8 protein-coding genes are annotated in these 10905 nt (G+C 46.2%); 6 read left to right on the top strand and 2 right to left on the bottom strand.

Features of this window, described 5'->3' with window-relative positions; all coding sequences use genetic code 11:
- Positions 1–277: 277 nt before the first annotated feature.
- Positions 278–1270: a glycosyltransferase family 8 protein gene (locus tag JJB97_RS16855; RefSeq protein ID WP_238715239.1), complete on the top strand. Its 993-nt coding sequence runs from the start codon at positions 278–280 to the stop codon at positions 1268–1270.
- Between the two features lie 68 nt (positions 1271–1338).
- On the opposite strand, the gene JJB97_RS18820 is transcribed toward JJB97_RS16855, so the two are convergent.
- Positions 1339–1461, bottom strand: coding sequence for a tail fiber assembly protein (locus JJB97_RS18820; protein WP_399198732.1), 123 nt, complete (start codon positions 1459–1461; stop codon positions 1339–1341).
- Between the two features lie 1293 nt (positions 1462–2754).
- Here JJB97_RS18820 and JJB97_RS16845 point away from each other — a divergent pair.
- Positions 2755–3627, top strand: coding sequence for a manganese catalase family protein (locus JJB97_RS16845; RefSeq protein ID WP_238715237.1), 873 nt, complete (start codon positions 2755–2757; stop codon positions 3625–3627).
- 673 nt (positions 3628–4300) lie between these two features.
- Here the strand turns inward: JJB97_RS16845 and JJB97_RS16840 are convergent.
- The gene (locus JJB97_RS16840) at positions 4301–4456 is read right to left on the bottom strand and encodes a hypothetical protein (protein WP_238715235.1); all 156 of its coding nucleotides are present in this window, start codon (positions 4454–4456) and stop codon (positions 4301–4303) included.
- Between the two features lie 1352 nt (positions 4457–5808).
- Between JJB97_RS16840 and JJB97_RS16835 the strand changes: the two genes are divergently transcribed.
- From JJB97_RS16835 to JJB97_RS18660, 4 genes are all read left to right on the top strand, one after another.
- On the top strand, positions 5809–6369 hold the full coding sequence (locus JJB97_RS16835) for a fimbrial protein (RefSeq protein ID WP_238715233.1): 561 nt from the start codon (positions 5809–5811) through the stop codon (positions 6367–6369).
- Positions 6370–6415: 46 nt separating this feature from the next.
- Positions 6416–7096 (top strand): fimbrial biogenesis chaperone, encoded by a 681-nt coding sequence (locus JJB97_RS16830; RefSeq protein ID WP_238715231.1) that lies wholly within the window; start codon positions 6416–6418, stop codon positions 7094–7096.
- Between the two features lie 10 nt (positions 7097–7106).
- On the top strand, positions 7107–9620 hold the full coding sequence (locus tag JJB97_RS16825; protein ID WP_238715229.1) for a fimbria/pilus outer membrane usher protein: 2514 nt from the start codon (positions 7107–7109) through the stop codon (positions 9618–9620).
- Between the two features lie 107 nt (positions 9621–9727).
- Positions 9728–10654, top strand: a complete 927-nt coding sequence (locus JJB97_RS18660) for a fimbrial protein (protein ID WP_238715227.1) — start codon at positions 9728–9730, stop codon at positions 10652–10654.
- The last annotated feature ends 251 nt before the right edge of the window (positions 10655–10905 follow it).

The raw sequence follows: 10905 nt of genomic DNA, 5'->3' as shown, positions 1-10905 counted from the left end.
TGGTTTATTAGCGCTGAGTTTGTGGGGATCCCTCAGCGCTAATGCGGGCTTTTTCATAGCGGAACAATTTGCTCGTTGGCTTCCCGCCATCGGGACCATACGCCGTCAGTAAATGCAGTCGTGCTCAGGCGGAATATCTCTCCAGCTATTTGCTGGCAGCTTTAATGAATGGAATGCTGTGCATCTGTTGGCGGAAATGACAGTCGCCGGGTCCACGTAGTGGCTACTAAAGCACCACGAACAGAGAGAAGCTTTGATTTTTTAAGAGGTTATTTATATGGACTTTGATTGCAATAATGCCATAAAGCAAGTTATTGAATTTTCTGGCGATCCGGAAGGGATTGAGCCTGAATTGAATATAGCCTGGGGAGTGGACAGGAATTTTTTGTTCGGTGCAGTAATATCCATGACTTCCACACTCCTTCATAACCGGAAGATGAAACTCCATCTTCATCTATTTACCGATTATATTGATGATGACTACCAGCAAAAAATTAATGCGCTGGCGGTGAAATATGCTGCAAATATAACTATTTATTTTATGGATGCATCGGCGTTAAAAATACTTCCCTGCGGCAACGCCTGGTCCTATGCAACGTATTTTCGCTTCATCGCATTTGAGTATCTGTCTGGAAGTGTGGATTCAATCCTGTACATAGACGCAGATGTTATATGTAAGGGATCGCTTGCTGATTTAAATCAACTTAAACTTGACGGCTACGCCGCAGCAGTAGTACGGGATATTGATGATAGCCCATCCAGAAATCTTAAAGAAAAGCCGGATTATTTTAACGCTGGCGTAATTTTTGCAAACTTAAGAGAATGGAATAAAAATAACTTTTTCAAATCTGCATTTGATATCCTTTTGGATAAGAATCAGAGCTTGCCTTTCTTCGACCAGGATGTATTGAATATTCTTTTTCTCGGTAAGGTTATATTTTTGCCACGCATATACAATGCGATATACGGCATAAAGCAAGAGTTAAAAAGCAAGGATATAACACGGTATAAAGAATACATAACAGCCGATACAATTCTCATCCACTATATTGGGGTAACTAAACCCTGGAACACGTGGGCAAATTATCCATCCGCACAGTATTTCATCGATGCATGGAAGGCATCCCCTTTATTAAACGCACCGCTCCTACCGGCCAGAACACCAAAACAATATAAGAAGAAATCACGGCATGAAAGACTGCAGGGAAAGTATATTTCATCTATTGCCAGTTACATAGGTTATTTAATACAAAAAATTAAAACAAAGTAACAATCCAGACAGCATTTGTATTGGCGCTAATTTAAACCAGCGCCTTTCATTATCCAGGGTATTTCGGATCACTGTTGTTTGTTAACATCCAGACGATTCACCGTTACGCAGTATGTTTTCCACGCGATCGGCAGCGCTTTTTCTTCATCTGTGGCATTATCGGGAGCAACAGCATTTTGTATTGATACGATAGCCGCAGCGCCCCCTGCCAGGGCGACTTAAACAGGCGGGCGGATTTTCTCTGTTCCCCTGCCGATAAATCACCCCGTACCATTAGCCGAAAAAGACCCGTTAATCATCCCGGAGACAATCATCCGCATGATAATTCCTGCTCCACTTACTGTCACTAACAGTGCGAAAAGTCCTGTTCTTTGAGTCTGGCTTAGCGGCTCTATGTGGATCAACCCTGCGCCGGACAAATCGGCACAAACTTAACCGTGGTGTTAAGCGTGCAGCCAATAGCGCCCCACACATTCGCCAATGATTCCACTACGCACAGGCACAAGAAAACAAGCATATGTAGCAAAACGGATAACCGAAGATGGCTCAAAAACAGAAGCGCTGATTGCCTTAAATGTAATACCTCATATGAAGTTTATACACTGCTACGTAAACAAATCCGGCTAATCAACGGTACTCAGGTAACATCTTGTCTTCCGCAAGGGCATACAGGGTAATCAATACGTCAACCATGAGCGGCACTCGCTCCTGAAAACATATGTTTGGAGGCAGCATAACCCCCACGGTTACTATCATGACAATACGGTTGCGGAAAACGCTTCCAGTGCCTGAAGCGTGAACGGATAATGAAAAAGATATACGGAACGCGAGAAAAAACCACAGCGATATTTTTCATTATTTTGAAATAATTTATAACTGTAAGTATCGGAACGGTTCGAGCGTTCAAATACCGTCGGCTGATTATGAACTTTTATATTGTTATCGTTTTGGAAGTGTCTGAATTATCCGTTACGACACAGCGCAAAAAATGGAATCGTTCTAATTTTTAGTTAACTTTATGTTTTAGATACAAGTTTAACCTATTACCATCCGGACAGAAATCGCAAGGTTTTATTGTTAAAATTACAGATTAACTCCTTACAGTTAAAAAGCATCATTGACATATACTAAATACCGGCTAAATTTAATTTCTAAACACATATTAAAGGTGTGCATATTGTGTAACTTATATATCAAACACCGACCGAATAAAATACAACACCAAAACGTAATATATATAGAATTTCCTGGCCCCCGGCGGTTATGTTTTTGAGCAATTTGAAAACGCCTGTTTACCGCCTTAACCGCCGGCTGCCAGAAAAGCGGCGTTGCGGCTTCTGTACCCATTATTGAAACCATTGTGACAGACGAGCGCGAAGCGCGCCGACTGGTTAATTCATCCTGTATCTGACGCCACAGAGAAATTTCCGCTGCGTTCAGATATATCCTACGTTGAAGCTAAAAAATACACATGAGGGGATCTTATGTTCCGACACGTTAAACAATTACAGTACACCGTACGCGTCGCTGAGCCGAATCCGGGCCTTGCTAATTTACTACTTGAACAATTTGGCGGGCCGCAGGGCGAGCTTGCCGCCGCCTGCCGTTACTTTACACAAGGGCTGGGCGATGACGATCCTGGACGTAAAGATATGCTGCTGGATATCGCCACCGAGGAACTCAGTCATCTGGAAATTATCGGCACACTGGTGGGGATGTTGAACAAAGGAGCAAAAGGGGAACTGGCTGAAGGCACTGAGAATGAAGCAGAGCTCTACCGCTCCCTGACTGCCAATGGAAATGATAGCCACGTTACTTCGCTGCTTTATGGCGGCGGACCATCGCTGACAAATTCCGCTGGCGTACCATGGACCGCCGCCTATATTGACACTATTGGTGAAGCTACGGCGGATCTCCGTTCCAATATCGCAGCAGAAGCCCGTGCGAAAATTATCTATGAGCGTTTGATAAACGTCACTGACGACCCTGGCGTAAAGGATGCGCTGGCTTTTCTGATGACGCGTGAAGCGGCGCATTTGCTTTCATTTGAGAAAGCGCTTCACTCCATCAAAAATAATTTCCCCCCCGGAAAACTGCCACCGGTTCAGGAATATACGAACAAGTACTACAACATGTCTGAGGGAGCGCAAGTGCGGGGTAGCTGGAACAGCGATAAGCATTTTGAATATATAAAGAACCCGCAGCCGGCTGTTGATGGTGGTGATGGCAGCGCGAAAGTGACCCTCCCGCCAGAACAGGAAGCACTGCTTAAAGCAATGGCGCAACGAACCAAGTCCGATCCGGATGTAGATCCGCTTACCGGCGCTGAACTCGGTGCAGGTAAGAAAAAACCGTAATCGTCATCGCGGCTTATGCTCTTCTTGCCCCGTGTTAATCGGGGCCTTTTAAATTTTCCACACAATGCCTTTCTGCGTTCGGACGCTCAGCTCATTGCCCGACCTCTGTTATGGCATGATGTTTTTTTAAATGGAATCAACCTGTGAGTAAAGTCACTAAAACCAGGCTAATTATGCTTATGGTAACGACTGGCCTGCTTAGCTTTTTTTCAGTTTTATGGTTATCGGGGCGGCATCAGCGGCAGGGGGTGCGGTCATTCATGGCTTAAAACATACGATACGGTGCAAATAGCAGGCTGTTTTTTTCGGCCTTGCTTTTTTACTCTGCGCGCTCGTGCACAAAAAGAGCAATCAGAGCAGTTAATCAGAATAGCGGCATTATAAGCAGGCATAGAATTTAAACTGTTGATTTTTTTTAAACCAACCGTAATTAACAAAATTTTATGCCCGCCTTGCTTACCCATGCATGACCGGGCGCCAACAGCGCCAATACGGGGTTAACCTGTATCGTTACAATATAGAGCTGCTACTCGACTGAATATGCAGGGTCAAACAGAGCGCCTTTAATCATCCCGGCGACAATCAGCCATACGATAACCCCGGCCCCACACACCATTTCCAGCTCTTCAACGTTTAACTCTCTCATGGTATTTCCTTATGAATAAGCGTTTGTTTAACCAGCAAGTTTAGAGATAGTATGGCCAATCCATTCTCCAAACTTAAAAGGCAGTACAACCCTGCTGTAAATATCTGATGCTTTATTGAAAGCAGCGTCAAAAGCCCCAGCCCCACTTACCCTTTTTAATTCCTTTTCATTCAGCACTCGCATTGCGCTTCTCCTTTTGCGTCAGGGAAGCTTAAGAATATTGTTATTTATTTGTGCAAAAAGCGATCGAAGCCCCATTCTTTCGTTAAATAAGGGAACGCCTTAAGTTGGCTGATAAACACGCAATAACAACCGAACGGCAGAGCAACGCAGTTGCCAGCCTGCTGAGCGTTACCAGGCGTAACACACCAGGAAAATGCTGCGTGACAACCTGGAAACGAGCAGACTAATACCCCCTGAAAAACATTTTCACATCCCAGGGCCAGCAGGAAAAACTCATGCTGGCCCATCACCAGGTTTTCCAGCCCCACAGGTTGCTTATCTCGCGTCAGACCGCAGGGCAGTAATAGCCGGCAGCCCGCTGATTGCCGCCAGTTCCGGCGCGCAGCGAGTTACTGGAGCGCAGGGCGGGAGGTGATTAGGAGGCTGTCTGTGCCCCTGGCTTTCGGGACAGTTCAGGTTAATCCCACCTCAGGCCGGCTGTTCCATGCCTGTTTGCTTAACAGTTACATCTATGCCTTAACCGGTGTTTAAGCGTACTGCTTGTGTTACCGGTCAAAATAAATTTTCCGCTTACTTACTTTCATATCTAAAAATAATAAAAATATCATCACACACAATCAGCAAAAGAAGCCATGATATCAATTAATCATCCAAAAAATTATAAATATGCAGCATATTACTCCAAAATCATATTTCACTACTCTGTTGATAAGTTTTAACTATCGCAGAGACTCTCTGTAATTGATTATAACATGTTTGTAACTTAGGAATTTTCATGTAAGAATTAACTTATCAACAGAAGAAGGCGTAATGGAGTTAAACCTTTATTTTTGACAAAGCATTGTAGAGACAGTTTATTTTATAGACAAAAGAATAAAATTTCTTCACATTTACACTGTGATTTTATCGCTATGGCATAAAAACCTTCTGTGTTGCCAGTTTATTTTCACATAAAACTTCATATGTCCATTTAATACAGGAGATGAAACATTAACCAAATAAAACCAGTGCTGTAATGGATTACGGTGATTATGCTAAAGGATATAGATGCCGCATGCTCTCATAATGATGGCACCAGACACAGATATATTCCTTCTTACCTGTTCTCTTAACCGGGGAAATGGTACTTACTCACCTTACACCGCTACTATTAACCGATCGCGCATAATAACTATTCTGCCATAGTTTACTGGCACACGCGATCGCGTAATTTGATATGTTATTCGGTCTGTAACGGACTTAATCAACAAAGGAGGTATATTTTACACGGAAGTGAACACACAGGTTAATTATTAAATAAAAAAGACAATCATTAATATCATACATTTCAGCGGATTAATAAAGGAATAATCATGTCTAATTTAAAAAAAACGTTCTTTTTTTCAGGTTTAGTATCGGCATTGGCCTTCTCAAATTTGGCGTCGGCCCAGGATGGTACAATTAACTTTATTGCGACCATCTCATCCTCAGCCTGTTCTGTTAACAGCGTAAGCGGCAGCGCATCTACGCGTGGCGTAGTGGATTTTGGTACTGTCAGCTCGAAAACATTCGGCACGGCAGGCAAGCATACTGTCTCAACGCCGTTTACCATTGCGCTGACCGATTGCGCTGTGTCATCTGCGCCAACCATCACGTTTGAAGGCACGCCAGTATCCACAACCGGCTATACCGAACTTTATGAATCAGGAATTGTGGGCCTTGGGATCCGAATCGAAGATGCTGGCGCGCCGGGTACGTACTATACATCAGGCACTGCAGCGGCAAACACAGGCTTAAATACACTGACGTCAACCTCCGTAAGTTCAGCAGATGCAAAATTTAATGCCTATCTGGTGGATTATAAAGGCGCGACTAATTATACCGGTTCAATTGATACAGACGTAACCTTTACTATCAATTACGTCAATTCATAATAGTTAAACACAGGGGGGCTTCCCCCTGTTTTGTGAGTAATCCAGCATGATAAAATTAATAATAAGTTTGCTTTTGACAGCGGTGTCGTTTTCTGCTTTCGCAGAAGGTATTACTCTTGGCGCGACACGTCTTATTTATTCCGCCGGAAAAAAGGAGGCAAGCATACCTGTTATTACAACCGGTGACGCAGGGCCTTTTTTAATACAAAGCTGGGTAAGTAATATGGATAAAACTACCGGCAGCATACCCTTCATCACTACGCCTCCGCTGTTTAAAATCGGTAGAAATGATGAAGCCAGCGTCAGGGTAGTTGATATCGGCAATACCCTGCCCAGCGATCGGGAGAGCGTGTTCTTGCTTAATGTCAGGGCCGTTCCGGCAGTAAAAAAAGAAGCAAATCCGGAGCGGATGATTATCGCAACCCAGAATATTATTAAATTAATTTACAGGCCTGCGACGTTGAATTCACAGGGCGCCGAAAAAGCGATCAATCAACTGGATGTGTCACTTACCCGCCACGCAGTGAAAATAAAAAATCCGACGCCTTACGCTGTAACGCTTGTTAACCTGACCGTTGATACGCAGCATGTCAACAGACCGGGCGTTATTATGCCTTTTGCAGAACTGATGGTACCGCTAAACAATGTACCGCAACACGCAAAAATCAGCTTTGCTACGATTAATGATTTTGGCGGTTTAACAGAAACGCGTCAGGTCAATTTATAAGAGGCCGCTGATGAAAGTGACAAAAGGGAATTTATCTTTCATTGTCGTTGTAAGCTGCTGCTATTCTTTTCCGGCGCTGGCAAATGATGAAATGTACTTTGACATTAATGCACTTCATCTGAGTGACGAGCAACGTAAAAATCTGAATCTGGCGGCCCTTCAAACTATAGATGAACAGGTAGAAGGGGAATATAACGTACTTGTACTTGTAAACGAGAGCGATCGCGGCAGGCACCCTATTTTCTTTAAAAACCATAAAAAAAAACTCAACCCAGTGCTTACGCCAGCACAGTTAGCCAACTGGGGTATACGCGTTCACGTTTCTCCCTTGCCGCCTGACGCACCTGTCGAGGAAATTAGCGATATACTGCCAGGCGCTGTAGCCACTTTTAACTTTAAAAACCGTACTCTTAACCTTAGCATTCCGCAGTATGCGATGAATAATCCGGCGCAAGGCGACATCCCCCCATCAGAATGGGATAATGGCCTGACGATGGCGTTTATGGATTACAGCCTGTCTGGCGCAAGAATCCATAATAAATCAACAATCAATGAAGAAGATGCGAACGCTTTATATTTAAATCTGAGAAGCGGAGTGAATATCGCGGGCTGGAGACTGCGTAACTACAGCTATTACAGCAAAGAAAACGCCGGGAAAAGCCGCTGGAATAGCCTTCAGACCTGGATTGAAAAAGATCTCCCCGCGCTACGGGCAATGGTTGTGGCAGGACAGTCCTCCACGCCCGGGCTGACGATGGAAAATTTTGGCTTTCGGGGGCTGAGTATTGCCTCGCAGGATCCTATGCTGCCGGACAGCCTTCAGGGTTACGCGCCGGAGATTCACGGCATCGCATTATCCAGCGCCACAGTTGAAGTCCGCCAGAACGGCAATTTGATGTATCAAACTACCGTCCCACCCGGTGAATTCATTATCAGGGATATGTATCCCACCACCTCATCCGGCGAGCTGGAAATTGCCGTTCATGAAGCCGATGGCACAACCCGCGTATTTACACAGGCCTATGCCTCGCCACCGGTTTCCGTACGTAAAGGAGCTATAAAATACTCCCTGAGCGCGGGAAAATACGATACGGCTTCCTACAGCAACAACGATACCGGGATTGCACAGCCTTTTACCCAGGCAGAGCTGATTTATGGGCTGCTTGACAGCACATCAGTGTACGCAGGAGCTATTGCAGCCAGCCACTATCATGCACTACGCCTGGGAGCAGGCCAGTCGCTTGGCAGTTTTGGGGCGTTCTCCGTTGACAGTACTGTTGCAGCAGCATCGTTTAGCGATACAAAGCGGCAACAGGGACAGTCATTGCAATTTAAGTACAGTAAATATTTTGATTATACCCAAACATCCATGACGCTGGCCGGATACCGCTATAACGCAGGGGAATACCATACCTTTGACGAAGCAAGCAATGGCTATTACAGCAAGGAGCAGGCCAGACAGCGGACGATGAAACGCAGGATGCAGCTTACTCTGAGCCAGCCTCTGGGTGATCTCGGCATGCTGTCCGTCTCCGCCTATCAGGCCGACTACAAAAGCGGTTCTTCTTCACGAAGGCGCTCCCTGACAGGAAGCTGGACTAAAGCTTTCGATGCTTTTTCGATAACCCTTAATCAAAGCCAGAGTAAAGTCTGGCGTACGGGAAAAACGGACAACGTTACCACGCTCAGTTTCCGCATTCCGCTGGGTCGCTGGCTGCCGGGCAGCCGCTCCTCATCGCTCAACCTGAACAGCAGTTGGGCCCGCGGCGATAACGGCCATGACAGCCTGACAACGACCTTATCCGGCACGGCGCTTGAGAATAATAACCTGTCCTGGTCAGTTTCTCAGGCCAGAAATCGCACAGACGGCAACCACATCACGAACAGTTCCGCAATTGCAGGCGCATATAAAGGCAGCGCCGGTGCGGTAAATCTGAACTACTCCACGTACTCCGGCGAAACCGAGAATTTTAGTTGGGGAGTGCGGGGCGCTATTCTTGCTCACCCTTATGGTATCACCCTGACAAGGCAACTGCCGGAAGGAAGCGGATATGCGCTTGTGCGCGCGCCCGGCGCCAGCGGCGTGATGATAAGAAACACCTCCGGATTATCGACAAACTTTATGGGATATGCGGTGATTCCCTCGCTTATGCCTTACCGGAAAAATGATATCGACCTGGATACGGCCACACTTGCCGACGATACCGATATCACGCGCCCGCGACAGACAAAAATACCGGCACGGGAAGCGCTTGTGCTGGCCGATTTTAAAACGCACATCGGGTATCGGGTATTTCTTACGCTTTCCCGGCGCGGCATCCCGCTACCGATGGGAAGCGTAGTGAGCGCAGCCGATGTTTCGGGGATGGTAAATGAATCCGGGCAGCTCTATCTGGCAGGCGTGCAGGATAAATCCATCCTGACGGCAACGGTTGAGAACGGACGCAAATGCAGCATCGCGATTGATATCGCCCGGCTGACGAAAAGAAATGGGATCCACATCGGGAATTCAGAATGCAAATAATGAATATGAAACACATATTACAGGCCACATGGCGGCAATATATAAGGTGGGGACTAATTTTCATATGCGTCACGTTTAATATGAACGCGTATGCCGCCTGCAAATTCGTGAACAATGCGCATAAGGCATCGCTAAAAGTAAATTTGCCCAACCTGATTCGCACGCCGGCAATAAGCACCTATGTATCAGCCAGCTTTACGATAGCGAATTCAGCTATCGCCTCGGCAATGGGGATCCCCAATGGCCAGACCACCGCAGTTAACTGTACTGCCGGTGAAAGCCTGATAATTGGCAACTCCGGGTTTACGCCGATGGGCAACTATGTCAGAACGAATGTTTCCGGGGTTTTGCTTAATGCTCAGGCTCAGACGACTTCCGTCTGGGCCTACCCGAAAAACGGCGCCAACTATACCCGCGCCATACCGGCCAGCGGCAATATTTCGCCCTTTTTCCTCACAACAGGAACCGAAACGGGCGCATACATCATTATTCATCAAATAGTGAGCGGAAAATTGTTAAAAGGGGGAGCGGTTAACGGCGGACTGCTGCTAAATGTATCTACGTCAGATGGTCTGGATATTATGGATATTACGGTATCAGGCTTCACGGTAACGGTACCGACCTGTACAGTAAACAGCTATGATTCACAGGTTAAACTGGGTAGCGCGTTCACGCAAAGAATGAAAGGCGTTGATTCGGTAATGAACGCTACGCCATTTACAATCAGTATGACCTGCGCCGCCACTACGGGGTTATCATCAGGGTTGACGCCGACTCTGACGTTCAGCGGCGATGCGACAGGAACAAAACTTAACGCTTTTGCCAATAAAGGTTCAGCCAGCGGCGTCGGCGTTCAGTTGTTGTATGGCGGCAAAACTATCATGCCAAACCAGGTTACGCCGCTCGGAAAGCTCACCTCATCAAAGCCGTTATCACGGGATTACAAATTTACGGCTCAACTTTACCAACTATCCGAAACGGTAACGCCCGGCAGCGTTGATACCACCGCAACCTTTACCCTCGATTACCAGTAATCTCACGGCGGCATTCTTCCTGCAACCGGACCGGGAAGAATGCCGAAACGTTTTTTTCAAACAAGGCTTCACAGCACAATTCGCGCCAGCGCTTAAAACCTACTACCTTCCGGCGCCCATATGGGACAACCTACGGCATATGGCAATTACACACTTGCCCGTCGCCTGTTCGCTATATCAGAAAAATGACGATAATCTCCGTCAAACTCTCTGTAAGCGTCCAGCGAAAGCCGTCTGGTCATAATCTGAAG

The organism is Tenebrionibacter intestinalis (genome assembly GCF_016632365.1).
Lineage (GTDB): Bacteria > Pseudomonadota > Gammaproteobacteria > Enterobacterales > Enterobacteriaceae > Tenebrionibacter > Tenebrionibacter intestinalis.
Note: the sequence above shows the minus strand (reverse complement) of the source record. Positions and strands in the feature narration are given on the sequence as shown.